This is a genomic window from Uniformispora flossi (genome assembly GCF_049534875.1).
Classification (GTDB): Bacteria; Actinomycetota; Actinomycetes; order Streptomycetales; family Streptomycetaceae; genus Yinghuangia; species Yinghuangia aomiensis.
Window position 1 is genome coordinate 99,638 of record NZ_JBMULZ010000015.1, and the last position, 24,701, is coordinate 124,338.

Consider the following 24,701-nt stretch of genomic DNA (forward strand, 5'->3'; position numbering starts at 1 on the left):
CAACTCAGTCTACCGCTCCCGGCCGCCGCGCGGCTCGGGCGTTCTTCCGCCCGGGCCTCCGTCGCCGCTTCCGGGGTCGCCCTCGGTGTCCGGCCGGATGTCGATGCGCCACCCGGTCAGGCGGGCGGCGAGGCGGGCATTCTGGCCCTCCTTGCCGATCGCGAGGGACAGCTGGTAGTCCGGCACGGTCACCCGCGCGGAGCGCGCGGCGAGGTCGACGACCTCCACATGGCTCACCCGGGCGGGTGACAATGCGTTGGCGACCATGGTGGCCGGATCGTCCGACCAGTCCACGATGTCGATCTTCTCGCCGTGCAGCTCCGCCATGACCGCGCGGACGCGCGCGCCCATCGGGCCGATGCAGGCGCCCTTGGCGTTGAGGCCCGAACGGGTCGAGTAGACCGCCATCTTGGTGCGGTGGCCGGCCTCGCGGGCGATCGCGGCGATCTCCACCGAGCCGTCGGCGATCTCCGGGACCTCCAGCGCGAACAGCTTGCGCACCAGGTTGGGGTGGGTGCGCGACAGGCCGATCGACGGGCCCTTGGGGCCGCGGCGGACCGTGACCACATAGGCGCGCAGCCGCAGGCCGTGCTCGTAGCGCTCGCCCGGGACCTGCTCGGCGGCGGGCAGGATGGCCTCGATCTTGCCGAGGTCGACCAGCACGTTGCGCGGGTCCTTGCCCTGCTGCACCACGCCGGAGACGATGTCGCCCTCACGGCCGGCGTACTCGCCGAACGTGACCTCTTCCTCGGCGTCCCGCAGGCGCTGCAGAATCACCTGTTTGGCGGTGGTCGCGGCGATGCGGCCGAAGTCGTGCGGGGTGTCGTCGTACTCGCGCGTGGTCTGGCCGGCCTCGTCGGTCTCGGTCGCCCACACCGTGACGTGGCCGCTGGCCTTGTCCAGTTCCACGCGGGCGCGCGGCTGGCTGCCCGGCGTGTGGTGGTATGCGGTGAGCAGCGCCGACTCGATCGCCTCGACCAGGCGGTCGAACTTGATTTCCTTCTCGCGTTCGAGCCCGCGCAGGGCGCTCATGTCGATGTCCACGTCCTACGCCTCCTCGTTCATGTCGTCGTCCTCGTCGTCGGCGTCGGCATCAGCGTCGGTGCCGTCCGCGACGGGCTCATCGGTCTTGCGGTTGAACTCGACCTGGACGGTGGCCTTGGCGATCTCGGCGTAGGCGAGGCGCCGCGGCTTGCCGTCGACGTCCAGGTCGACGCCGTCGGCGTCGGCGTGGACGATGCGGCCGACGACCTTGCCGCCGTCCGCCGGCACGGCTTCGACCAGGCGGCCGATGCTGCGGCGCCAGTGGCGCTCGGCGGTCAGCGGACGGTCGACGCCGGGAGTGGTGACCTCCAGGACATAGGGCATGCTGCCCATCACGTCGGAGGCGTCGAGCGCTTCGGAGACGGCCCGGCTGATCGTCGCGACCGCGTCCAGGTCGACGCCCTTGTCGGCGTCCACGACCACGCGCAGCACGCGGCGCTTGCCCGCGGGGCTGACGGAGACGTCTTCCAGATCGGCACCGGAAGATGCGGCGACGGGTTCCAGCAACTCGCGCAGCCGGTCCTTCTGGGTGGTGCTCATCCGGATGACTCCTCGGCTGCGTGTGCTGTTGTCGCGAATCTTCGGGCGGGCCCGCTCCCGGGCCGCTGAGAGTGACAACAGTATCCGGTCGGCAACACTTCGCGTGCACGCGCGGTCGGGCGCCCGTCCGTGCCCTCGGGGATGCGATAGCGTCCGTCAGCATCCGCGCCGTTTGCGCGGCCCATTCGACCGGACGATCAGCGGGAGTCGAACGAATGCACGACGCGGGGCCGTCGCGCAGGACCGTCCTGGCCGGCCTCGGCGCTCTCGCCCTGGGCCTGGGTGCGGCGGCCTGCGATTCGGGGGGCGGTTCGGGGCCGGGACCGGACCAACGGAAAGCGGACGACCAGGCCCGTGTGCGGGCCCGGGCCGCGGCCGTGGCACTGCTCGACCGGTACGACGCGGTGATCGCCGCCTATCCGGCACTCGCGGGCCGGTTGCGCCCCTATTCCGACGAGGTGGGCCGGCATCTGGCCGCGTTGGGCGGGACCCGGCCGACCGTACCGCCGTCCGCGCCGCCCGAGCCGGTGCCGGCGACCGAGCAGGCCGCCGTGGCCGACCTGGCCGCGCGCGAGCAGCGGGCCGCGGACGACCGGATCGCGGATCTTCCGGCCGTCGGCCCGCAGTTGGCGCGGACGATCGCGTCGATCTCGGCGAGTCAGACCGTCCACGCGAGAAGCCTGGGGAGCCCGTCGTGAGCACGTCTCCGTCCCCTTCGTCGTCCGAGTCACCGCTGGTCCGGGCGCTGCAGTCGGCGCTGGACGCCGAGCACGCCGCGGTCTACGGCTACGGCGTCGTCGGCGCCAAGTCCACGGGCGCGCAGCAGACCTCGGCGCGTACCGCGTACGACGCGCACCGGGCCCGCCGCGACGCGTTGGCGCAGCAGGTCGAGAAGCAGGGTGCCGTACCGCATGCCGCCGCGGCGGCGTATGCGTTGCCGTTCCCGGTGAACACGCCCGCGGACGCGGGGCGGTTGGCCGTGTACCTGGAGGAAGGCGTCGCCGCGCACCTGGTGGACCTGGTCGGTGCCGCGCCGGGCGACACGCGGGTGACGGCCGCGAAGTGGCTGCGGGACGCCGCCGTGGCGGGAGCGGCCTGGCGCGGGTCGAGTGTGCCGTTCCCGGGGCTCCCGGACACTCCCGCGTCCCCGTCGGGGCGCGCCTCGTGACCGGCGCGGCCGGCAGTCCTGTGGAAGTGCCCGCGAGACTCGTGCGCACCGCGTTGCGCTGGTGCGGCGAGGAGGCCGCGCGGCCGTGGCTGGCCGGACTCCCGGAGGCCGCCGCCGAGTTCCTGGCGCGCTGGGAGCTGGAGCCGGAGCGCCTGGTGCTCCCGGGCGGCGCGCTGAGCCTGACCTTTCTGGTGCGGCGGGCGGACGGCACGCCGGCGACGCTGAAGCTGGGTTTCGTCGACCGCTACACCGCGCACGAGGCGGACGCGCTGTCGATATGGGACGGCCGCGGTGCGGTGCGTCTCCTGGAGGCCGAACCCGCGCGCGGCGCTTTGCTGTTGGAGCGGCTGCAGCCGGACGTGTCGCTGCGGTCGCTGCCCGAGGACCGGGCGATGCTGGAAGCCGTCGAGGTGCTGCGCCGACTGTGGGTGCCCGCGCCGGAGGGGTCGCCGATCGACCTGGTCGCCGATCGGGCGGGGTACTGGACCGAGTCGATGCCGCGCCGGTTCGCCGAGTTGGGCGAGCCGTGCCCCAAGGCGCTGCTGGACGAGGCGGTGTCGCTGTGCACCGAGTTGGCGGGCTCGCAGGCGCAGACGGTGGTGCTGCACACCGACTGCCACCACGGGAACGTGCTGGCGGGCGAGCGGGCGAAGTGGCTGGCGATCGACCCGCGGCCGATGCTCGGAGAGCCGGCGTTCGACCTGGGGCCGCTGGTGCGGGACCGGCTGATGACGGTGGTCGCGGAGACGCGGCCGCAGGCGGTGGTCCGGCGGCGGGTGACGTGGCTGGCGAACTCGCTGGATCTGGACGTGGAGCGGGTGCGCGGCTGGGCGCTGGTGCAGGCGCTGGCGCTGGGGCTGTGGTGCCTGTCGGTGCACGACTCGACGGGTGAGGACCTGCTGTCGGTCGCGGAGTGGCTCGCGTAGCCGAGTTCGGTCCAGGGGCACCGGTTTCCGGTCGCCGCCGCCCGCGGTCATGCGACGGTCATTCGATGAGCAGCGGGAGTTCGGCGCCCATCACGGTGTAGGGGCGGGCGTTGCCCGGGAACAGCACCGGGACGGCGAGGTCGCGGAAGCCGACGCCGTAGTACAGCCGCCGCGCGGGGGTGTCGTCGTCGACCGCGGACAGCAGGATGCGGGTGCGTTCCTGGCCCTGGCAGAGCAGGCTCAGCAGAGTGCGGCCGACGCCGAGGCCCTGCCAGCGCGGCAGGACGTGCAACTCCCCCACCACGAAGGCGTCGTCGAGCCAGTCGGCGTTGCCGGTGCGGGCCAGGTAGGGCTCGATGACGAGCGACCACCACTGGTCTTTGAGGTTCGGGTAGCCGTAGCCGAAGCCGATGAGCTTGCCGTCCGGGTCGAAGGCGCCGAGGGCACGGATGCCCGGGAATCCGGCGTGCCGGTGCACTATCCGCTGCCGGACCGCGATCTCGTCGTCGTTGAGCCCGAAGGCGAGGGCCTGCACCTCGACGGTTTCCACGGCGAAGTCGCCGAGGTCGATGAGCCGGCACGTCCATTCCATGGCGCGGAACGTTATCGCGTGGTCAGAACAGGACGCTCATGAACGCGCCCGTCTCGGCGAATCCGACGCGCTTGTACGCGGCGCGCGCGGGGAGGTTGAAGCTGTTGACGTACAGGCTGGCCACCGGGGCGATCTCGCGCAGCGCGTAGTCGAGGACGGCGGCCATGCCGATCTCCGACAGGCCTTCGCCGCGGCGTTCGGGCGCGACCCAGACGCCTTGGATCTGGCAGGCGTGCGGGGTGACCGCGCCGATCTCCGCCTTGAAGACCACCTTGCCGTCCTCGATGCGCGCGAACGCGCGTCCGGCGCCGACGAGTTCGGCGACGCGGGCACGGTAGAGCGCGCCGCCGTCGCCGGCCAGCGGGCTCACACCGACTTCTTCGGTGAACATGGCGACGCACGCGGGCATGGCGATGTCGACTTCGTCGCGGCGGATCCGGCGGACGAGCGGGTCGGGGACGACCGTCGCGGACGGCTCGGTGGCGACCATGAGAGGCTGGCGCGGCCGCACCTCGCGGGCCGGGCCCCAGACGGGCTCCAGGAGCCCCCACAGGTTCGCGGCGGCGGTGGCGGGGCCGACGATCGAGGAGCAGCGGCGGCCTTGGCGGCGGGCGCGGTCGGCGAACGACCGTATCGCCTCGGGGCCGGCTTCGACGGGCACCAGGTTGGCGCCCGCGTAGCACAGCGAGGTCAGGCTGCCGCTCTCGTAGTAGCCCCAGAGTTCGCCGCCGAGCCGCCACGGGTCGACACCGGCGACATACACCCGCGAGGCGACGAACACGTTCGTCACCGGGTCGCGGTCGAGGATTTCCAGCACCGCGGGCAGATCGGTGCCGTCGAGCACCTTGGAGGAAACCGAGCCAAGCACGGGCCTCACCCTGCCATCATGCGGATCACCTCACCAGAGTACGGGTACCCGGGCCGCCCGGACCCGCCGGGACACGGGCGTTCCCGAGGGCCCGGGCCGGGTCCGTCACCGCACCGGCGGCACCGCTCCGCGCGGTGCGCGCGTCCCCGGGTCGGGCTCGGGGAGCGCGGGGCAGCTCGCGTCGTCGGCGAGCGTGCCGTGCACCAGGTAGGCCGAGCCGGCGTCGTCGACGCAGGGCCCGCCCCCGATGAACTGGCCGTGGTTGCCGCTGCCCTGCACGGTCAGCATCCGCGCCGACGGGAGCGCCGCACGCATGTGCGCGGCGCCCGTGTAGGGCGTGGCCGGGTCGCGGGTGCCCTGGATGAGCAGCACCGGCGGCAGGCCTTTGCCGTCGATCACGGTGGGCGGGAGGGTGTTGCTCTGCAGGGAGAGGCAGGCGCCCGCGGAGGCGATGTTGGCGCCGAGGTAGCCGTACTTCCTGCCGAGGTCCTCGGTGTCGCGCGCGAACACCGCGGGGTCGGCCGGCGCGGGGGCGTCGGCGCAGGTGACGGTCTGGAAGACCGAGTCGAAGTTCTCGTCGTCGGCGGTGACCGCGCCCTTGAGGTCGCGCAGCGGGCCCGCGTCGGACCGCTGGGCGTACGCGGAGACGGCTTGGGCGAGGGCGGGCCACTGCCGGTCGCTGTAGAGGCCGCCGATGGTCAGGGTGTCGAACTCGGTGCCGCCGAGAGCACCCTCGGCAGGGCTCGCGGCCAGGGCTTCGCGGGTGCGGTTCCAGGCGGCGAGGACGGCGTCGCGGGTGGTGCCGAGGCCGTATGCGGCGTCGTGCCGGGCGGTCCAGTCGGCCCAGTCGCGCCAGCGCAGCCAGAAGGCGTGCGCCTGGCCGGCCCCGGTGCCGTACCAGACCTGGGTGGGGTCGACGATGCTGTCGAGGATCATGCGGCGGACCCGCTCGGGGTGCCGTTGGCCGTAGACGGCGCCCAGGTAGGTGCCGTACGAGTAGCCGAGGTAGTTGATCTTGTCTTCGCCGAACGCGGTGCGGATCGCGTCCATGTCGTCGGCGATCTGGCGGGTCGTCAGATACGGGAGCAGGTCGGGAGCTTTGGCTTTGCACCCGTCGCTGTAGACGCGGGCCGCGTCGACGATGGCCTGCTGCCCGGCGGCGGTGGTCAGCGCGGTGTCGGGCTTCGGCGCGCGGGCGAAGGTCGGCAGGTCGAGGCAGTCGACGTGCGTGCTGGTGGCGCGGCCGCGCGGGTCGAAACCGACGACGTCGTAGGCCCGCCGCACCGGGTCCGGCAGCAGCCGGGCGAACGCCGCGGCCGACCCCACGGCACCCGCGCCGGGCCCGCCGAAGTTGATCAGCAGCACGCCTTGGCGCTCCGCCGCGCTGCCGGTCGCGGACGAACGGGACACGCCGATCTGCAGGGTCCGGTCGCCCGGGTGGTCGTGGTCGAGCGGCACCGCGACCGTCCCGCAGCGCTCCCCCGCCGCGGTGTGGGGCGGGCAGGTGCCCCACTGCACGCCGGGCGCGGCATGCTCCGGGGCGGGCTGGGGCGCGGGGGTGTCGGCGGGCGCGGCGGCGGCCGACGCGGCCACGGCGAGCGCCGCGAGCACGACGGCGATCCCGCGGCGCCGCGCCCCGGCCGCGGAGGCTGTGCCCGCCCCCGGCGCCCGCTCCGGCCGTCCTGCCGCATTTCCCGTGCTGCCGCCCCTCATTGCTTCGCCTCTCGCGCGTCGGGTTCGTGTCCGCCCGCGCACACCACGTCCGCCGACGGCAGGGTGCCGTCCCGCAGGTAGGCCCACGCGACGTCGGACACGCAGTCGTTCGGGTTGAAGATCAGCACGCCGTGGTTGCCCTCGCCGCGCAGCGTGACCAGCCGCGACGCGGGCAGCGCCCGGTGCATCGCGACGCCGCCGACGAGCGGGGTGGCCGCGTCGTTCTCGGCCTGCACGAGCAGTGCACCGGACAGGCCGCGCCCGTCGATCGGCAGCGGCGTGCGCGGCGGCGTCTTCCAGAACAGGCAGGGCGCGTTGAGCCAGGTGTTCGGCCAGGTGAGGATCGGGTTGGCGCGGTTCAGCGCGTCGGCGTCGCGGTTCCAGACCGACCAGTCCCGGGGCCACGGCGCGTCGTTGCACTCGACGGCGGTGTAGACGGCGGTCATGTTGGCCTGCACCGCGCTCGGCGGCTCGTAGAGCTTGCCGAGCGGCGCCGGGTCTCCGGCCAGGTATCCGGAGAACGCGAGGGCGAGATCGCGCCATTGGTCGTCGTCGTACATCGCGGTGGTGACCATGTCGTAGACCTCGGCCGGGCCGATGTTCCCGGCCGGGGCCGCGCGGACGCCGGCGAGCACCCGGCCGAAGGCGGCCTCCACCGCGGCCGCGTCCGCGCCGAGCTTGAGCACGTCGTCGTGCCGGCCCGCCCAGCGGATGAACTCCCGCCAGCGGTGCTGGAAGGCGATGTCCTGGTCGAGGTTGACGCCGTACCAGATCCCGCGGGGGCTGGGGTCGACGACGCTGTCGAGGATCAGCTTGTCGACCCGCTGCGGGAACAACTGGCCGTACACGGCGCCCAGATAGGTGCCGTAGGACCAGCCGAGGTAGGACACCTTCGCTTCGCCGAGCGCGGCACGGACGTCGTCCATGTCGCGGGCGTTCTCGGCGGTGCTCATGTGCGGCAGCAAGTCCCCGCCGCGGGCCGCGCAGCCCTCGGCGTACGTGCGCGCCCTGTCGAGCAGCCGCTGCTTGTCGGCCTCGGTGCGCGGCACCGGGTCGGGCTTGGGCGCCCGGTCGAAGACCGCGGTGTCGACGCACTGCACGGGCGAGCTGTGGCCGTTGCCGCGCGGGTCGATGCCGACGATGTCGTACCGGTCGCGCAGGTCGGCGGGCAGCCGCTGCTGGACGGCCGCGGCCAGCCACATGCCCCGCCCGCCGGGCCCGCCCGGATTGACCAGGATGGTGCCCGCCTTGGGGCCGCGGCCGGTGGCCTGGGCGAGCGAGACGGCGAGCGTGGTGGTGCGGCCGTCGGGGTGCTCGTGGTCGAGCGGGACGGCGAGCGTGCCGCAGCGCAGCGAGCGGGACAGGTCGGCGGGGCAGGCGCCCCAGGCGAGCCCGGGCGAGACCCGGGGCGCGGGACCTTCGGTGGCGGAGTTCCCGTCACGGCCGTCGGTGCCGACCGCGGGGCCGGCGATGCCCAGTGCCGCGAGCGCCGCCGCGACAGCCGCCACCGCAAGGCTCTTGGTCACGACGCGTGGCACAGCATCCCCCTCCCGCCGACGCCGGGTGCGCGGCCTCCTCGGCCGATGATCGGCAGCCGCCGCGGGCGGATGAAGGGGAACAACGAACAGTCCACCCGACCGGGGCGGAAAAACGCCCGATCGGGTGGACTGGGGAACTACTGGAGAGCGCCGCTGCGCGGGGCCTGAGCCGACGCCGCGTCAGCCCGGGTCGGCCGCGGCCAACCAGGTTCAGCTGATGTCGACGATCGGCTCGCCGGAGATCACGCCGTCCTTCTGCATCTGCTCGGCGATGATGAGCGCTTCCTCGATGAGCGTCTCCACGATCTTCGACTCCGGGACGGTCTTGATGACCTCGCCCTTCACGAAGATCTGGCCCTTGCCGTTGCCGGACGCGACGCCGAGGTCGGCTTCCCGGGCCTCGCCCGGGCCGTTGACGACGCAGCCCATGACCGCGACGCGCAGCGGCACCTTGAGCCCGTCGAGGCCCGCGGTGACCGCGTTGGCGAGCTTGTAGACGTCGACCTGGGCGCGGCCGCAGGACGGGCAGGAGACGATCTCCAGGCCGCGCTGCCGCAGCCCGAGCGACTCCAGGATCTGCGCGCCGACCTTGACCTCTTCGACCGGCGGCGCGGACAGCGAGACGCGGATGGTGTCGCCGATGCCCTGGGACAGCAGCGCGCCGAAGGCGACCGACGACTTGATGGTGCCCTGGAACGCCGGACCGGCCTCGGTGACGCCGAGGTGGAGCGGGTAGTCGCACTGCGCGGCCAGCTGCTTGTACGCCTCGATCATGACGACCGGGTCGTTGTGCTTGACCGAGATCTTGATGTCGCGGAAGCCGTGCTCTTCGAACAGCGAGCACTCCCACAGCGCCGACTCGACGAGCGCCTCGGGGGTGGCCTTGCCGTGCTTCTGGAGCAGGCGCTTGTCGAGGGAGCCGGCGTTGACGCCGATCCGGATCGGCACCCCGGCGTCGGACGCGGCCTTGGCGATCTCGCCGACCTTGTCGTCGAACGCCTTGATGTTGCCCGGGTTGACACGCACCGCGGCACAGCCGGCGTCGATGGCGGCGAACACGTACTTCGGCTGGAAGTGGATGTCCGCGATGACCGGGATCTTCGACTTGCGGGCGATGTCCGGCAGCGCGTCGGCGTCGTCCTGCGACGGGACGGCGACGCGGACGATCTGGCAGCCCGAAGCGGTCAGCTCGGCGATCTGCTGGAGGGTCGCGTTGACGTCGGAGGTCAGCGTGGTGGTCATCGACTGCACCGAGACCGGGGCGTCGCCGCCCACGGGCACGTTGCCGACCATGATCTGCCGCGACTTGCGGCGCGGAGCGATCGGCCGGTTGGGTACGGACGGCATGCCGAGCGTGATCGCGGTCATAGCTGCTTCAGCCCCGGGTAGGTCGGACGAACAGTGCGCGGCCCGTCGCCGACGCAGTCGGCACGGAAGCCGATCACCCACGCTACGGCACGCGCCAGGCAACCGCGTAAAGGCGTCCCCTACCGAGCGAATCTGTTGCAGTACCGGCACATAGCGTTGCGACAACCGGCTGGTCCGGCCCGGAAGGCGATCACCACGGGTGTCCGAAAACGACCGGGCCCGCACTGCGCGGCAGTGCGGGCCCGGCGTCGGCGCAGGTCAGGCGCGAGTTATGTGACCTTGACCGGATTCACCAGGTCGGCGATCAGCACGAGCACCGTGAAGCCGATGAACACCATCGCGACCGCGTACGCCACCGGCATCAGCTTGGCGACGTCGAACGGCCCCGGGTCCGGGCGGCGGAACATCCGGGCGACCCGGCGGCGGAGCGACTCCCACAGCGCGCCGACCATGTGCCCGCCGTCCAGCGGCAGCAGCGGCAGCATGTTGAACAGGAAGAGGCCGATGTTGACCATCGCCAGGATCTGCACGAAGTAGAAGATCCGGTCGGTCGCGGGAGCATCGGCGGCCAGCACCTCGCCGCCGATCCGGGCGGCACCCACCATGCCGACCGGCGAGTCCTTGTCGCGCTCCTCGCCCTGGAACGCGGCGCCCCACAGCGCCGGGACCTTCTGCGGGATCCGCGCCAGGCCTTCGATGGACTTGTCGATGTACGTGCCCATCTCGTCGACGACCCCGCCGACGCCCAGGGTGTTCCGCTCGATCAGGGGGCTGAAGCCGAGGAAACCGGACCGCACGTACTTGCCGTCTATCGCCTGACCGTTGCCGTCCAGCTTCGCCAGCTCGTTCTGGGCGATGGTCGGCGTCAGGGTCACGCGTTGGCCGTCGCGTTCCACGACCACCGTGACCTGGCCGCTGCTCTTGCGGATGAGCGGCTGGAGGTCGGTGTACGAGTTGACCGGCACCCCGCCGAACTCGACGATGCGGTCGCCGACCTTCAGCCCGGCGGCCTTGCCGGGCGCGGCCGCGTCGTCGGCCTTGCACTCGCGGCTCGCGTCGCTCGCGGGCACCACGCAGTCGGTCACGACGGCGACCTTGGTGCTCGGCTGGTTGATGCCGTAGAACATCCACGTTCCGGTGAGGATCGCGACGCCCAGCACCAGGTTCATCGCCGGCCCGGCCAGCATGATGAGGAACTTCTGCCACGGCTTGCGGGTGTAGAACATCCGCGTCTCGTCGCCGGGGCCCACCTCTTCGTAGGACGCCTCGCGGGCCTCCTCGATCATGCTGCGCCACGGCGACGTGCTCTTGGCCTTGACGCGGCCTTGGTCGTCCGGCGGGAACATGCCGATCAGCCGGCAGTAGCCGCCGGCCGGGATGGCCTTGAGGCCGTATTCGGTCTCGCCGATCTTCTTCGACCACAGGGTCTTGCCGAAGCCCACCATGTACTGCGGGACGCGGACGCCGAACAGCTTGCCCATCGCCAGGTGACCGGCCTCGTGCCACGCGATCGAGAACAGCAGCCCGAACACGAAGACGACGATGCCGATCACGGTCATGAGCAGCGTCATCGGGTGACTCCCAGAGCTTCGGCGACAAGTTCTCGCGCACGGTGGCGGGCCCACAGTTCGGCGTCGAGGACGTCCTCCAGTGTGAGGCCTTCCTCGCCCTTCCCGCGGACGTCGTGCTCTCCGACAACGCGCGCGACGGTATCCACGATCCCGAGGAACGGAAGGTTCCCGGCGACGAACGCGTCCACGCATTCTTCGTTGGCCGCGTTGAACACCGCGGGCGCGGTCCCACCCGTCGCACCCGCCTCGCAGGCCAACGCGACCGCGGGGAACGCCTCGTGGTCGAGCGGGAAGAACTCCCAGCTCTGCGCCTTCGTCCAGTCCATCGCGGGGCCGGCGTCGGGCACTCGGTCGGGCCAGCCGAGGCCGAGCGCGATGGGCAGCCGCATGTCGGGCGGGCCGGCCTGGGCGAGGGTCGACCCGTCGACGAACTCGACCATCGAGTGGACGATCGACTGCGGGTGGACGACGACCTGGATGCGGTCGAACGGGATGTCGTAGAGCAGGTGCGCCTCGATGACTTCGAGGCCCTTGTTGACCAAGGTCGCGGAGTTGATGGTGATGACCGGGCCCATGTCCCAGGTCGGGTGCGCCATCGCCTGCGCGGGGGTGACGTCCGTCAGCTCGGCGCGCGAGCGGCCGCGGAAGGGCCCGCCGCTGGCCGTGACGACGAGCTTGCGGACCTGGTCGTAGCGGCCGCCGCGGAGGCACTGGAACAGCGCCGAGTGCTCGGAGTCGACCGGCACGATCTGGCCGGGCTTGGCCGCGGCCTTGACCAACGGGCCGCCGACGATGAGCGATTCCTTGTTGGCGAGCGCCAGCGTGGTGCCCGCGTTGAGGGCGGCCAGTGTGGGGGCCAGGCCGATCGAGCCGGTGATCCCGTTGACCACGACGTCGCACGGGTGGGCGGCGAGTTCGGTGGCCGCGTCGGGGCCCGCCAGGATCCGCGGGACCTGGTACTCGCCGGTCGCGTAGCCGCGGCGCTTGGCCTCGGCGTAGAACGCCAGCTGGAGGTCCTGTGCGGCGGTGGCCCGCGCGACGGCGACGACCTCGACGCCGAGTTCGAGGGCTTGGGCGGCGAGCAGGTCGACGCGTCCGCCGCCGGCCGACAGGCCCACGACGCGGAACAGGTCGGGGTTCGCCTTGACGACGTCGATCGTCTGAGTCCCGATGGAACCGGTCGAGCCGAGCAGCACGACGTCGCGCCGTGCGGCGGGCCGGGACGGATCGGAGAACGGGGCGTACGGGTCGGCCAGGGAGTCCATCGCACCATTTTGACTGCTCCCCTCCCCTGCTGGAGAAGGGCTCCTCCGTTCAGGGGCGTTACGGGGGGATTATCCGGCTCGGACTGCCTGAGCGCCCGGCGGGCGCGCAGGTCTTACGTCGTCGGCGCCGACCGGGTACAGCCCAGCCCGGACGAGCATCCCACGCGCGGAGTTCTTGTCTCTCGGAGACACGAACCCGCACGTCGTGCACGTGTAGATACGTTCCGACAGCGGCAATGCGTGCTTGGCTCTCGCTCCGCAACGGCCGCAGTCCATCGTGGTGTGCGCCGGGGCAACAAGATGGAGTACCCGGGCGTGTTTCCTGGCCATCATGACCAGTTCGGCCTTCGTAGTCGCGATGGCGGCGTCCGCCGCCTTGCGGGCCATTGATGACTTCGCCAAGAACCTCGGACGGAAATCCTCGACCGCCAACGCATCGTGGTCTCGGACCACTCGCTTCGCCCACACACGGGCGGTGTCCTGCCGTCGGCGCGAGACCTTCCGGTAGACCTTTGCGGCTTGCCGCTTCGCATGCCGGTAACCACTCGATGCAGCGTGACCGCGCTTCGGCTTGCGGCGGGCCATCATGCGCTGGTATCGGGCAAGCTTCTGTGCGGCGGACTTGCCGTGCTCCGCGTGAGCCAGATCGTGGTCGTCGCTGGTCGTCGTCGCGACGGCTGCCACGCCCCAGTCGACGCCGATCACTCGGCCGGTCGCCGGCAAGGGTTCTACACGTGTCGACAGAACAAAACTGGCATACCAGTGCCCCAGGCCGTCCCGGTAAACGCGCACGCTCGTTGGCGCGGCAGGCAAGTCACGCGACCACACCGGCCGAACGACGATTCCCCCGACCAGATGCAATCGTGCGTCCCTGATACGGAACGCGCGCCCGGTGTAGTTCAGCGTCGGCGCAGCCAGGGCCTTCTTCTTGAACCTGGGCATCCCGGTACGGCGGGAAAACGGTGTCCCGGCTTTGACGTCCTTGAGCGCCTTGGCGCGAGACTTGGCGAAGTCACGCACCGCCTGCTGCTGCGGCACCGACGCCCCGCTACCCAGCCATCCATGCTCGGCACGCCAGCCGGTCAGGCGCTTGTCCAATGCCGCAGGACCGCACTGGACGCCCGCGTGGTGCGCGGCACGTGACGCGGACACGCACGCATTCCAGACCCATCGGCACCTATCCCATTCCGCAAGCAACCGATCTTGCGCAACAGGTGACATGCGGAGGCGATAGGTGTACCGGACACGGCGGGTGTCGCCGGAGGCCCCACGCGTTCGCACCATGGCCAGGACTCTACGCGATGAGTCCGACACAAGCGGTGAGCCGGAAAGGCAAACGGGCCCGGCGCAACCCACCCCAGGTCGCCGGGCCCGTCGTATGGGGGTCTCGATCAGAGGTCGAGGCCGGTGAGCACCATGACGCGCTCGTAGGTGAAGTCGTCCATCGCGTACTTGACGCCCTCGCGGCCGACGCCGGACTCCTTGGCGCCGCCGTACGGCATCTGGTCGGCGCGGTAGGACGGGGCGTCGCCGATGACCACGCCACCCACCTCCAGCTCCTTGTGCGCCCGGAAGGCGGTCTGCAGATCGTGCGTGAAGACGCCCGCCTGGAGGCCGTACTTGGAGGCGTTGACCGCGGCGAACGCGGCGTCGGTGCCGTCGACCTTGGCGATGGTCAGGACCGGGCCGAAGACCTCTTCGCAGGCGAGGGTGACGTCGTCCGGGAGGTCGGTGAGGACGGTCGGCGCGTAGGTCGCGCCTTCGCGCTTGCCGCCGGCGAGCAGCTTCGCGCCGCCCGCGACGGCCTCGTCGACCCACGACTCGACGCGCTTGGCGGCGTCCTCGCTGACCAGCGGGCCGACGTCGACGGTGTCGTCGGACGGATTGCCGGTGACCTGCGCGCCGACCTTGACGACGACTTTCTCGACGAGGCGGTCGTAGACCGCGGCGTCCGCGATCACTCGCTGCACCGAGATGCAGGACTGGCCGCCCTGGTAGTTCGAGAAGGTCGCGATGCGGGTCGCGGCCCATTCGAGGTCGGCGTCGGACGCATAGTCGGCGAGGACGACCGCGGCGGCGTTGCCGCCGAGTTCGAGGGTGACGTGCTTGCGCGGCACGGAGTCGAGGATCGACCAGCCGACCGGGCCCGAGCCGGTGAACGAGATGACCGGCAGGCGCGGGTCCCGCACGAGCGCGGGCATCTTGTCGTTCGGCACCGGCAGGACGCTCCACGAGCCGGCGGGCAGGTCGGTCTCGGCGAGGATCTCGCCGAGCACCAGCGCGCTGATCGGGGTGGCCGGGGCCGGCTTGAGGATGATCGGCGCGCCGACCGCGATGGCCGGGGCGACCTTGTGCGCGACCAGGTTCAGCGGGAAGTTGAACGGCGCGATCCCGAGCACGACGCCGCGCGAGAAGCGGCGGACCAGCGCGTAGCGGCCGGTGCCGCCGGCGTCGGTGTCGAGGCGCATGCCCTCGCCGTTGAACCGGCGGGCCTCTTCGGCGGCCCAGCGGAAGACCGAGACGGCGCGGCCGACCTCGCCGCGCGCCCACTTGATCGGCTTGCCGTTCTCGGCGGTGATCAGGCGGGCGATCTCCTCGGTGCGCTCGGCGAGGCGCTTGGCCACGTGGTCGAGCGCGGCGGCCTTGCGGTACGCGGGCAGGCCGGAGAACTCGTCGCGGACGGCGTAGGCCGCGGCGACGGCTTCCTCGGTCTGCGCGTCGGTGGGCACGCTGACCCGGCCGACGAGGCTGTTGTCGTAGGAGTGGGTGACGTCGAAGGCGGACTCGCCGGTCGCCTGCCGACCGGCCAGCCAGAACGCGTGGGTCGTGGTCACGGGAACTCCATGCTGCTGCGCGTACGGGATCGGCGCAGGGCCGCGCCGTTGTCCCTCACGGTACGGCGGGCACGCGAGAGCGGCTTTGTCCACTGCGGCGGAATCCGGCCCGGCGAACGCTACGGAATGGCCAGCAGGTCGGCGGTGCCGGTCAGGACGTTTCCGGCTCCCCCGCCGCGCGCAGCGCGAGCCACAGTTCCGCCCGCACGTCCGGGTCGTCGAGGCGGCGGCCGAGGATCTCCTCGGCACGCCGGATGCGGTACCGCAGCGTGTGCCGGTGCACGCCGAGGTCGCCCGCGGCGGCGTCCCACTGGCCGTGCCGGGCGAGCCACGCGCGGACCGACGCGACGAGGTCGCCGCGTCCGCCCGCGTCGTGCGCGTGCAGCGGGGCGAGGAGTTCCTCGGCCCAGGCACGCACCGCGTCGCCGCCGAGGAGGGGCAGGAGGGAGGCGGCGGCTTGCCCGTAGACGCCGACGGTGCGGTCGCCGCGCACGCCGATGCCGTACACCTGGCGGGCCTGCCGGTGCCCTTCCGCGACGCCGGCCGGGTCCGCGGCCACCGTGCCGGACACCCCGACACCGATGCCGGGCAGGTCGCGGGCCGCGCGCTCCCACACCGCGGCCGGATCCCCCTCGGCGAGGCGGGCCGGCGCGACCACCACCACGGTGTCGTCGAAGTCGGCGGTGAACACGTCGGTGCCCAGGGCCGCGGCGCGCTCGGCGAAGGGGAGCCGGGCGGCTTCGGGGCCGCGGGCGGAGGCCACGACGACGTCGCCGGACGGCAGCGGGGTGCCCAGGTCGGCGGCGATCGCGCGGACCAGGCCGCCGTCCGCGTCGTCGCCGCCGAGGTCGGCCGCGTCGCCGAGCCACATGCGCAGGAGTGCGGTGCGCATGCGCCCCTCGGCGGCGTGCAGTGCCCGGGACTGTTCGAGGGCGAGGGTGAGCAGCGAGGTCGCCGAGGCGACGATCTGGCGGTCGGCGGCGCCGGGCGGGTTCTCCGAGCCGACCGCGAGGAAGCCGCGGATGCGCCGGTCGGCGCCGAGGGACTGCAGGACGACGCGTTCGCCGTGCGGCCCGGAGCCTTGCAGCGAGGCCGAGGCGGGTGCGGACAGGCCGCGCAGCCGGGTGACGTCCTCGGCAAGCGCGGCGGCCCGGGAGCGAGCGGAGGCCGGGCTGACGTGGACCGGGGTGCCGGACGCGTCGTACAGCGCGGCCCAGCCGCCGAGCCGGCCGGCGAGACGGCGGATCAGGGCCGCGGTGCCTTCCCGGCCGAGGACCGCGCGGGTGAGTTCCTGCTGGGCGGTGAAGCTCGTGGTGACGGTCTCGTACTGGTCGGCGGCCAGGGCCGAGGAAACCATCTTGCTGATCGCGATGAACGGCGTGGGGCGCGGCACGGCGAACACCGGTAGCCCGCGTTCCTCGGCGGCTTCCAGGATGGCGGCGGGGACCTTGGCGTGCGTCAGACCGATGCCGAGGCCCAGGCCGACGACGCCGGCTTCGGCGAGGCGTTCGACGTAGGCGCGGCGTTCGTCGGACGACCGGCCGATCTTCATGCCGGTGGTCAGGACCAGCTCGCCGCCTTCGAGGTACGGCGTCGGGTCGGCGAGTTCGCTGGTGTGCACCCAGCGGATCTGCCGGTCGAGATTGCGTTCCCCGGCCAGCACCAGCAGGTCGAGCGCGGGGGCGCGGACGAGCTGGTCGAGCGTGGGAGGCATGGCGCGTTCCTGACGGCGAAGCGCGGCCCGGGGGCGCCGGCCCATCGGGAGCGGCGGCTTTGGGCCGAAGTGGAGTACGAGGACTCCTCCATTGTGCCGCGGCGGCCCAGTCGGGGCAGCAGCCGCGTGTCGTCATGCGGAATGATCATCACTCCTCCGCAACGGTCCACTACATTGAGTGCGTTTCCTGGTGCGGGAATCGACGCGGCGGTGACGGGATGGACGTGGAACGCAGACGGGGCGCCCAAGGACCGGAGAGCGGGGCCACGACCGACACCGCCGGGCAGTGGTGGCAGGACCCCGACGCGGAAGCCCCGGCGTTCGCGCCGCCGCCGGCCGGCGCCGTGCCGCACCCCGCCCGGCCGGGCGGGGCCTCCCTCGTCAAGCAGCCCGGATCCGACCTGCGGTCCTGGGTGTTCGCCCCGCGGTTCCGCGACGCGCCCGGGGTGTACGCGTACGGCCGCGACGAAGCCGCGCTCAAGCTCAAAGCCCTCGACGACCGGGCCCGCCGCCGCCCCGACGGGGCACTGATCCGCCGTGCCGTGCTGTGGCTGCTGCTGTCCGCGATCGCGTTCCGCTGGTTCGTGCTCGTCTACTCGTGGATCGTCATCAACGTCATCCCCGAGTTCCTGTGGCCGCTGTTCGCCTCGCTGTTCTGGGTCGCCTGCATCGGCTTCTTCGCGTACGTCGGCCGCTGGCACGAACTGCTCCTGCCCTACCTCGCGCCGCTCCTGCAACGGCTCGAGACCCGGGCCGAGGCCAACGGCAAGCCCACGCCCGAGCAGTGGCGCCGCGCCGGGACGTTCCTGCTGGCCGGCCTGGTCGCCTGGGCGATGCTGCAGCGCCCGTTCGTGTGGCTGCTCCTCCAGACGTTCCCGGACAGCCGGCACACCCTGCACGAACTGCAGTGGCTCATCCGCATCGTCTACAACGCCGCGTTCCTCGCGGCCGCCGCCTACTGGGGACGCTGGCCCGAGGTGCTGCGGCCCTACCTCGCCAAGCCGCGCCCGGCCGAACCCGCCGACCCCGAAGACGACGCCGAGACGACCGCGCCGACCGACGACCTGTGGCCCGAGCTGCGCGACGCCGGTTTCGTCGGCGCCGCGAACCGGCTCGACGAGGAAGCCGACCTCGGCCGCCTCGGCGACGTCGACTACCTGCGGCTCCGCCGGGTGCTGGAGGCGAGCGGCGGCGACTTCGACTTCCTGGACGACGTGGCCCACGAGGTCCGCGAACGCGGCGCGGGGGCATGCGCGCACGGCTCCGGCGCCCGCGACCTCAAGCCGCGCGAAGCCGTGCACGACCTGATGACCGGCCAGGTCAAGGTCGGCGAAGCGGCGGACAGCGACCGCAACACCGCACCGGTGCGCGCCGTCGGATTCGCGCTGGAACCCGATGTGCTCGGCACGTCGATGGTGGTCGTCGGCCCGTCCACCGCGGGCGAGGCCGACGCGCTGCTGCGGCCCGTCGTCGAGTCACTGAGCCTGTCGGCGCTGGCCGGGGCGGCATCCGTGGTGGTGCTCGACGCCAAGGGCACCGCGTTCGCCCGCAAGGGCGCCTATGACATCGAGATCGTGCTGGGCGACCCGGACTCGGCGTGGGGCATCGACCCGTACGGCGGTTCCGCGACGGCCGAGGAGGCCGCGGACCGGCTCGCCACCGCGGCACTGGGCGACGAGGACGACGCCCGGCTGCGCGACGCCGCCCGCAGCGCGCTGCACCAGGCGATCGCCGCCTACGTCGCCGCCTTCGGCCGCCACCCCAGCTTCGCCGCCCTCCTCGACCTGCTCGACGGCCACGCCGACGCGGTCGACGCGCTCCGCACCGCCCTCGAGGCGGCGGGCCGCGCCGGCGAGTTCGAACGCGGCCTGCGCACCCTCGCCCGCGCCGACGAGGGCGCCCGCGCCGTCGTGCAGCGCCTGTCGGTGCTGGAGCGCCCCGGTGTGGCCGCCTTGTTCGACCCGTCCCGGCAGCGCTTCGCGATGCGCCACATCGACCGCCCGGTGCGCGTGCGGGTGGCGCTGAACGAAGCGTCCTACCCGGACGCGGCGCGCATCGTCGGCCGGCTCCTCATCGGCCAGTTCGTCCAAGCCGCCGCGGCACGCGACACGTCCGGCGCGGACGACGGCGTGTTCACCTGCCTGATCGCCGACGGCGCGGGCGCGTTCGTCGACGAGTACGCCGCGCAGGGCATGGCCTGGCTGCGCAGCCGCAACGCCGGCATGGTGCTGGCGGTGCGCTCGATGGACGACTTCGCGCCGCGGCTGCGCGCGACGGTCTTCGGTGCGGTCGGCTGCAAGGCCGTCCTGCCGGGCGCGGGCCCCCGCGACGCGGAGGCGTTCGCCCAGCACTGGGGCAAGCGGCTGGTCGAGGAGACATCGGTGACCAAGGGCGCGCCGGAGGGCGGCCTGCTGCGCAAGACCCGCTTCGCCCTGATGGGCGCGCTGTTCGGGGAGAAGGCCGCGGGGGGCTCGGAGAGCGTGACGGTGCGCAAGGTCGAGCGGTACCGGTGGTCGCCGTCCGAGATCACCGGGGAACTCGGCGCCCGCCACGCGCTGTGCAGCCTGACGACCCGCGAGGGCGAGCGCACCGGGCCGGTCCTGGTCGAACTGGGCAGGTAGCGGGGCCGGGCCCGGAGCCGCGTCGAGGCGGTCGGCCGGACACGCCGCCGACTTGTCCACCACGGCCAGGTCGGCCCCACCCACTTCACCGGTGTGGCGCATGCACGGCGCCCCGGAACCGACCTAGCCTGCGGTCATACCCGCCTTCCCGTCACAAGGAGACCTCGATGGGCGCTTCGCAGCCCGGCGGCCCGTCGCTTCCGCAGGAGCGCCGGCTTGTCACCGCCATCCCCGGCCCCAAGTCCATCGAGCTGATGGAGCGCCGCAACAAGGCCGTGGCCCGCGGGGTCAGCACGACCCTGCCGGTGTTCGTCACCCGGTCCGGCGGCGGCGTCGTCGAGGACGTCGACGGCAACTCGCTGATCGACTTCGGCTCCGGCATCGCCGTGACCAGCGTCGGCAACAGCGCCGAGGCCGTGGTCCGCCGCGCGACCGAGCAGCTCCAGCGGTTCACGCACACCTGCTTCATGGTCACCCCGTACGACTCGTACGTGGCCGTCGCCGAGCAGCTCAACGAGCTGACCCCGGGCGACCACGAGAAGCGCACCGCGCTGTTCAACTCGGGTGCCGAAGCGGTGGAGAACGCGGTCAAGATCGCCCGCGCCTACACCAAGCGCACGGCGGTCGTCGTGTTCGACCACGGCTACCACGGCCGGACGAACCTGACGATGGCGCTCACCGCGAAGAACATGCCGTACAAGGAGTCCTTCGGCCCGTTCGCGCCCGAGGTCTACCGGGTGCCGGTGGCGTACCCGTTCCGCTGGCTGACCGGTGCGGAGAACTGCGCCGACGAGGCCGCGGCCGCCGCGATCGACGCGATCACCAAGCAGATCGGCGCGCACAACGTCGCCGCCGTGGTCATCGAGCCCATCCTGGGCGAGGGCGGCTTCATCGAGCCGGCCAAGGGCTTCCTGCCGAAGATCGTGGAGTTCTGCCGCGAGAACGGCATCGTGTTCGTCGCGGACGAGATCCAGACCGGCTTCTGCCGCACGGGCGAGTGGTTCGCGTGCGACGACGAGGGCATCGTCCCGGACCTGATCACGACCGCCAAGGGCATCGCGGGCGGCCTGCCGCTCGCCGCGGTCACCGGCCGCGCCGAGATCATGGACGCCGCGCACGCGGGCGGCCTGGGCGGCACCTACGGCGGCAACCCGGTCGCGTGCGCCGCGGCGCTCGGCGCCATCGAGACCATGCGCGCGCACGACCTCAACGGTGCCGCGCAGCGCATCGGCGAGGTCATGAAGGGCCGCCTGAACACGATCGCGGAGAAGAACCCGGCGATCGGCGAGGTCCGCGGCCGCGGCGCGATGATCGCCATCGAGCTGGTCAAGCCGGGCACCAAGGAGCCCGCGGCGGACTACGCCGGCGCCATCGCCAAGGCCTGCCACGCCGAGGGCCTGCTGGTCCTCACCGCGGGCACCTACGGCAACGTGCTGCGCTTCCTGCCGCCGCTGGTCATGCCGGAGCACCTGCTCGTCGAAGGCCTCGACATCCTGGAGAAGGCCATCGCGCAGGTCACCGCCTGACCGTCCGACGCACACCCGCGGCCGCGGCCCCCTACCGTCTTCGGGGGCCGCGGCCGCGGTCGTTCCCGGGCCTTGCCGATGCCGCTCTCGCGCGGATTTTGTGTAAGGGCGCCGAAATCCGGGCCGGCCGCGGGCTCGGTGCGCCGCGCGTCACGCGGTGCCGGGCTCGCCGATGTGCAGCCCGTCGACCGCGTCCCAGCCGCACAGCCGCAGAATGCGGAGCATCTGCCGGGAGGCGCCGACGAGGACCAGGCGGGCATCGCGTCGGGCGAGTTCCGCGGCGCCCTCGACGACGACGCGGAGACCCGCGACGTCGATGAAGGCGAGGCGGTGCACGTCGACGATCACGTCGGCGCCGTCGCGGGCCACGGAACGCAGCGACTGCCGCACGATCTCGACGTTGGCCAAGTCGACTTCGCCGTCCAAGCGGATGCCGCGCGGCTTCGCCGTGCGGACCACGCGGAGCTGGCGGTCGCTGGTGATCACCACACCGATGCCGGTGCCGGCGCCTGCGTGGTGCTCGCGGTGGGCGGGGCGCGGAGTGCCGCGCGGCTCGGTGAAGCGGGCGTCGCGCAGCGGGGTGTACGCCGTCGTGAAGCGGCGGGCGCGGGCCGACGCGGCAGGTGTCGCGGAGGGCGGCACCTGCGGTGCGGTGTGGTGCGTGGCGCGGTGTGTGGGATAGCCGGACTCTTCAACCACCTTGGAACCCTACCTTTGCGAACCGACGGCGGGCGGGCTCGGAGGACCGTGCGCTGACGTCACGTCGCCCAACCTCGGGCGGTTCAACGCCCGGTGTGCCCCCTCGTCGGTCCGGGCCTCCGTCGTGCGGAGAACCGGTTAGCCCGTGCTGTGACGCCGCTCACAATCCGGGGCTGACACCGTACATCCACAGCGGCTGACAACGCCAGAGCCCGGGAGGCAAGAGATCCGCCACGGCACGCCAGGGGGAATCGGCGCGGGACGGGGCGCGGCTTTCGGCACCGGTCCGGCCGGGTACCGGCAGCCGCGGCGGCACGGGGACGGCGGCCGAGCAAGGACGCACAGCGCGAAGGGCGTGGAGAAGGTGTGCAGGGATTGTGTCGAAGGACGCGAATCGGGAACTCCGGCGCGCCCGTTCCACGTATCTTCGAGTGAGATGCACGCGAGGACCCCAGATGCCGGACCCGGCACACCCCCCCGTTCCGGGCCCGGCCGACCCCAGGCCGGCCTTGAGCAAGCCGGCCGCCGCCGCCCCGGGACAACGCCCCCCGTCCCGGGGCGGCGGGCCTCCCCGGCCCGCCGTCCCCTGCTGGTCCCCGGCCTGCTGCTCGCCTTCCTGGTCTTCCTGACCGTCCAGGTGCTCGCCGATGCCGGACCGCTGATCCCGCTGGACAGCGCGGTCCGCGACGGCATGCGCGACCTGGCGGCGACGCGGGGGTTGTCGTGGCTCGACGGCCCGATGCACGCGCTGGCGGACTTGGGCGGGCCCGTGCAGGCAGGCTCGGTGCTGCTGGTGTGCGCTCTGGCGACGGGCTGGATCGCGCACCGCCGGACGATGGCGTCGGAGACGGAACGGCCCACGGGCGCGCGCGGGCCGGAGGCAGACGACGCAGCCGTGGCCGCCGCCGAGCCGCACCAGACGCACCAGGCGCGGCGGGCGGAAGCCTCGGCCGCCCTGCCCCCGGCGTCACCACGTCGACCCGTCCCCGCCACCCCGCAACCCCCCGGCACCCCGCCACCCCCCGGAACCGCGGCCCTCACCCGCCTCTACGTCGCCGTCGCGGCGGCCGTCGGCGCGGTGTCCACGATCGTCATCGGCGGGAAAATCGCCATCGCGCGGCCCGGCCCCGGCGAGCACGAGATCGCGCGCGGCGAGTGGGGCTTCTTCCCGTCCGGGCACACCGCCACCTCGGCGATCTGCTTCGGCGCCGCGGCACTGCTGCTCGGGACGGTGCTCGGCCCGCGGGCACGGCGCCGGGTCTACGCGGGCGCGGCCGTGCTGTGCGCGCTCGTCGGCTTCGCCTTGCTGTGGTGCGACTACCACTGGCTCGGCGACGTGCTGGCGAGCTGGACGCTGTGCGGCTTGGCGTTGTGGGCGGCCGCACGGTTCACGCCCGGCGACCGTCCGGCGGCAGAAACGTTCGACCCGGAAGCCGGCGGCACCGGCAGTACCCGCGGCACCGTCTGACCGCCGCTACGTCCCCAGCTCCCCCGCCCGCTTCGCCGTCTCCCGCAACGCCGCATGGAACCCGCGCATCGTCTCCTCGACGATCTCGCCCGCCGGCCGCACCGCGTCGACCAGTCCGACGGACTGTCCCGCCGACGCCAGCGACGCCTCCATGTCGCCCTCGAAGTAGAGCCGCTTCACCGCCGCCAGCGACCCGCCCGCCGGTCCGCCCGCGGCCGCGAGGCCGCTCGAGTAGTCCGTCTTGAGCACCCGCATCGTCGGGCTGCCCGACCGGTTCACGACCACGGTCCCGGTTTCGTCGGCCGTCACCACGGCCTGCTTGTAGTTCCCGTGCACCGGGCTCTCCGCACTCGACAGGAACCGCGTCCCCATCTGCACCGCCTCGGCGCCGAGCGTGAACGCCGCGGCCATGCCGCGGCCGTCGACGATCCCGCCCGCGGCGATCAGCGGCAGGTCGGTGAGCGCCCGGACCGCTTGCAGCAGCACCAGCAGCGACACCTCGTCGGGGTTCTTGAACCCGCCGCCCTCCGCGCCTTCCACGACCAGACCGTCGACGCCCGCTTCCAGGGCTTTGCGGGCCGCGCGTACCGACGGGACGACGTGGTACACCGTCAGGCCGTGCTCCTTGAGCATCGGCAGGTAGCGTGCCGGGCTGCCCGCCGACGTGGTGACGAACCGGACCCCGGCGTCGGCCACGTACCGCACGAGGGTGTCGTCGCGCAGGAACATCAGGGGCAGGTTCACCCCGAACGGCAGCCCCTCCGCGACCATCGCGTCGATCTCCGCCCGGCACGCGTCGACCTCTCCAGAGGAGGTCTCGATCATCCCGAGGCCGCCCGCCCGGGAGACGGCGGCGGCGAGGCGGGAGCGGGCTATCCAGCCCATGGGCGCCTGGACGATCGGGTAGCGGGCGCCGGTGTGGGCGAGGACACGGTTGGCCATGGCGCGGACCGTACCGCGACGAGCGCGCGGGCTGAAGATCCACTGCGCAGGCGATCCCGTTCCGCCACGGTCCGGTCACACCCGGAACACAACCGCTCAGCCTCCGATATCACACCGGTAACGGAGGTCTCACGCTGCGGGAAAATTTCCGCATCAACCACTGCGGATTCCTTTGGCTTCGATCGCTCTGGGCAAAGGAAACTGACGCCGGGTCAGGCGAATACCTTCGGAATCAGTTGTTGACGGCATCTTGACGCCCAGGCGAACGGCAGCTTTCATTACGCAGCAACTTGCAGACCCGGCC

At 72.6% G+C, this 24,701-nt stretch carries 20 protein-coding genes; 6 read left to right on the forward strand and 14 right to left on the reverse strand.

Features of this window, described 5'->3' with window-relative positions:
- Positions 1-9 precede the first annotated feature (9 nt).
- Both nusA and rimP read right to left on the reverse strand, forming a co-directional pair.
- A complete protein-coding gene (gene nusA / locus ACPA54_RS28035; RefSeq protein WP_423534164.1) occupies positions 10-1,044 on the reverse strand; it encodes a transcription termination factor NusA in 1,035 nt (344 codons plus the stop codon).
- Between the two features lie 3 nt (positions 1,045-1,047).
- On the reverse strand, positions 1,048-1,584 hold the full coding sequence (gene rimP, locus ACPA54_RS28040) for a ribosome maturation factor RimP (RefSeq protein ID WP_423534165.1): 537 nt from the start codon (positions 1,582-1,584) through the stop codon (positions 1,048-1,050).
- 215 nt (positions 1,585-1,799) lie between these two features.
- Here rimP and ACPA54_RS28045 point away from each other — a divergent pair, with 215 nt between their 5' ends.
- The 3 genes from ACPA54_RS28045 to ACPA54_RS28055 are packed head-to-tail and all read left to right on the forward strand — an operon-like array spanning position 1,800 to position 3,678.
- Positions 1,800-2,282, forward strand: a complete 483-nt coding sequence (locus tag ACPA54_RS28045) for a hypothetical protein (protein WP_345678314.1) — start codon at positions 1,800-1,802, stop codon at positions 2,280-2,282.
- Complete coding sequence (locus ACPA54_RS28050) at positions 2,279-2,752, forward strand: ferritin-like domain-containing protein (protein WP_423534166.1); 474 nt, start codon at positions 2,279-2,281, stop codon at positions 2,750-2,752. Before ACPA54_RS28045 ends, ACPA54_RS28050 begins: the two co-directional genes overlap by 4 nt.
- A gap of 26 nt (positions 2,753-2,778) precedes the next feature.
- Positions 2,779-3,678 carry an aminoglycoside phosphotransferase family protein gene (locus ACPA54_RS28055; protein WP_423534167.1) on the forward strand — a complete coding sequence of 300 codons (900 nt, stop codon included), beginning with the start codon at positions 2,779-2,781 and terminating at the stop codon, positions 3,676-3,678.
- Positions 3,679-3,736: 58 nt separating this feature from the next.
- Here ACPA54_RS28055 and ACPA54_RS28060 read toward each other — a convergent pair whose 3' ends face one another.
- From ACPA54_RS28060 to ACPA54_RS28105, 10 genes are all read right to left on the reverse strand, one after another.
- Complete coding sequence (locus tag ACPA54_RS28060) at positions 3,737-4,270, reverse strand: GNAT family N-acetyltransferase (protein WP_423534168.1); 534 nt, start codon at positions 4,268-4,270, stop codon at positions 3,737-3,739.
- A gap of 22 nt (positions 4,271-4,292) precedes the next feature.
- Complete coding sequence (locus ACPA54_RS28065; RefSeq protein ID WP_423534254.1) at positions 4,293-5,138, reverse strand: GNAT family N-acetyltransferase; 846 nt, start codon at positions 5,136-5,138, stop codon at positions 4,293-4,295.
- 105 nt (positions 5,139-5,243) lie between these two features.
- Positions 5,244-6,749, reverse strand: coding sequence for an alpha/beta hydrolase (locus tag ACPA54_RS28070; protein ID WP_423534169.1), 1,506 nt, complete (start codon positions 6,747-6,749; stop codon positions 5,244-5,246).
- A gap of 98 nt (positions 6,750-6,847) precedes the next feature.
- Positions 6,848-8,389 (reverse strand): alpha/beta hydrolase, encoded by a 1,542-nt coding sequence (locus ACPA54_RS28075; protein WP_423534170.1) that lies wholly within the window; start codon positions 8,387-8,389, stop codon positions 6,848-6,850.
- 210 nt (positions 8,390-8,599) lie between these two features.
- Positions 8,600-9,757 (reverse strand): flavodoxin-dependent (E)-4-hydroxy-3-methylbut-2-enyl-diphosphate synthase, encoded by a 1,158-nt coding sequence (gene ispG, locus ACPA54_RS28080; protein WP_345678319.1) that lies wholly within the window; start codon positions 9,755-9,757, stop codon positions 8,600-8,602.
- Positions 9,758-10,026: 269 nt separating this feature from the next.
- A complete protein-coding gene (locus ACPA54_RS28085) occupies positions 10,027-11,328 on the reverse strand; it encodes a M50 family metallopeptidase (protein WP_423534171.1) in 1,302 nt (433 codons plus the stop codon).
- The gene (gene dxr / locus ACPA54_RS28090; protein WP_423534172.1) at positions 11,325-12,593 is read right to left on the reverse strand and encodes a 1-deoxy-D-xylulose-5-phosphate reductoisomerase; all 1,269 of its coding nucleotides are present in this window, start codon (positions 12,591-12,593) and stop codon (positions 11,325-11,327) included. Before dxr ends, ACPA54_RS28085 begins: the two co-directional genes overlap by 4 nt.
- A 69-nt stretch (positions 12,594-12,662) precedes the next feature.
- Positions 12,663-13,877 (reverse strand): RNA-guided endonuclease InsQ/TnpB family protein, encoded by a 1,215-nt coding sequence (locus ACPA54_RS28095; protein ID WP_423534173.1) that lies wholly within the window; start codon positions 13,875-13,877, stop codon positions 12,663-12,665.
- Between the two features lie 107 nt (positions 13,878-13,984).
- Complete coding sequence (locus ACPA54_RS28100; protein WP_423534174.1) at positions 13,985-15,427, reverse strand: aldehyde dehydrogenase family protein; 1,443 nt, start codon at positions 15,425-15,427, stop codon at positions 13,985-13,987.
- Positions 15,428-15,578: 151 nt separating this feature from the next.
- A complete protein-coding gene (locus ACPA54_RS28105; RefSeq protein WP_423534175.1) occupies positions 15,579-17,141 on the reverse strand; it encodes a PucR family transcriptional regulator in 1,563 nt (520 codons plus the stop codon).
- A gap of 224 nt (positions 17,142-17,365) precedes the next feature.
- Between ACPA54_RS28105 and ACPA54_RS28110 the strand changes: the two genes are divergently transcribed.
- Positions 17,366-19,762, forward strand: a complete 2,397-nt coding sequence (locus ACPA54_RS28110) for a type IV secretory system conjugative DNA transfer family protein (RefSeq protein ID WP_423534176.1) — start codon at positions 17,366-17,368, stop codon at positions 19,760-19,762.
- A gap of 167 nt (positions 19,763-19,929) precedes the next feature.
- Positions 19,930-21,288 (forward strand): 4-aminobutyrate--2-oxoglutarate transaminase, encoded by a 1,359-nt coding sequence (gabT, locus tag ACPA54_RS28115; protein WP_423534177.1) that lies wholly within the window; start codon positions 19,930-19,932, stop codon positions 21,286-21,288.
- Positions 21,289-21,438: 150 nt separating this feature from the next.
- On the opposite strand, the gene ACPA54_RS28120 is transcribed toward gabT, so the two are convergent.
- Entirely contained in the window at positions 21,439-21,987 is a 549-nt protein-coding gene (locus ACPA54_RS28120; protein WP_423534178.1) for an STAS domain-containing protein, read from the reverse strand.
- A 436-nt stretch (positions 21,988-22,423) separates the two neighbouring features.
- Between ACPA54_RS28120 and ACPA54_RS28125 the strand changes: the two genes are divergently transcribed.
- A complete protein-coding gene (locus tag ACPA54_RS28125) occupies positions 22,424-23,455 on the forward strand; it encodes a phosphatase PAP2 family protein (RefSeq protein ID WP_423534179.1) in 1,032 nt (343 codons plus the stop codon).
- Positions 23,456-23,461: 6 nt separating this feature from the next.
- Here ACPA54_RS28125 and ACPA54_RS28130 read toward each other — a convergent pair whose 3' ends face one another.
- A complete protein-coding gene (locus ACPA54_RS28130) occupies positions 23,462-24,397 on the reverse strand; it encodes an NAD(P)H-dependent flavin oxidoreductase (protein ID WP_423534180.1) in 936 nt (311 codons plus the stop codon).
- Positions 24,398-24,701: the final 304 nt, after the last annotated feature.

Bases quoted from the DNA above. Each gene is read 5' to 3' on its own strand.
- rimP (WP_423534165.1), bottom strand. From the start codon at position 1,584: ATGAGCACCACCCAGAAGGACCGGCTGCGCGAGTTGCTGGAACCCGTC.
- ACPA54_RS28045 (WP_345678314.1), top strand. From the start codon at position 1,800: ATGCACGACGCGGGGCCGTCGCGCAGGACCGTCCTGGCCGGCCTCGGC.
- ACPA54_RS28060 (WP_423534168.1), bottom strand. From the start codon at position 4,270: ATGGAATGGACGTGCCGGCTCATCGACCTCGGCGACTTCGCCGTGGAA.
- ispG (WP_345678319.1), bottom strand. From the start codon at position 9,757: ATGACCGCGATCACGCTCGGCATGCCGTCCGTACCCAACCGGCCGATC.
- ACPA54_RS28085 (WP_423534171.1), bottom strand. From the start codon at position 11,328: ATGACGCTGCTCATGACCGTGATCGGCATCGTCGTCTTCGTGTTCGGG.
- dxr (WP_423534172.1), bottom strand. From the start codon at position 12,593: ATGGACTCCCTGGCCGACCCGTACGCCCCGTTCTCCGATCCGTCCCGG.
- ACPA54_RS28095 (WP_423534173.1), bottom strand. From the start codon at position 13,877: ATGGTGCGAACGCGTGGGGCCTCCGGCGACACCCGCCGTGTCCGGTAC.
- ACPA54_RS28105 (WP_423534175.1), bottom strand. From the start codon at position 17,141: ATGCCTCCCACGCTCGACCAGCTCGTCCGCGCCCCCGCGCTCGACCTG.
- gabT (WP_423534177.1), top strand. From the start codon at position 19,930: ATGGGCGCTTCGCAGCCCGGCGGCCCGTCGCTTCCGCAGGAGCGCCGG.
- ACPA54_RS28125 (WP_423534179.1), top strand. From the start codon at position 22,424: ATGCACGCGAGGACCCCAGATGCCGGACCCGGCACACCCCCCCGTTCC.
- ACPA54_RS28130 (WP_423534180.1), bottom strand. From the start codon at position 24,397: ATGGCCAACCGTGTCCTCGCCCACACCGGCGCCCGCTACCCGATCGTC.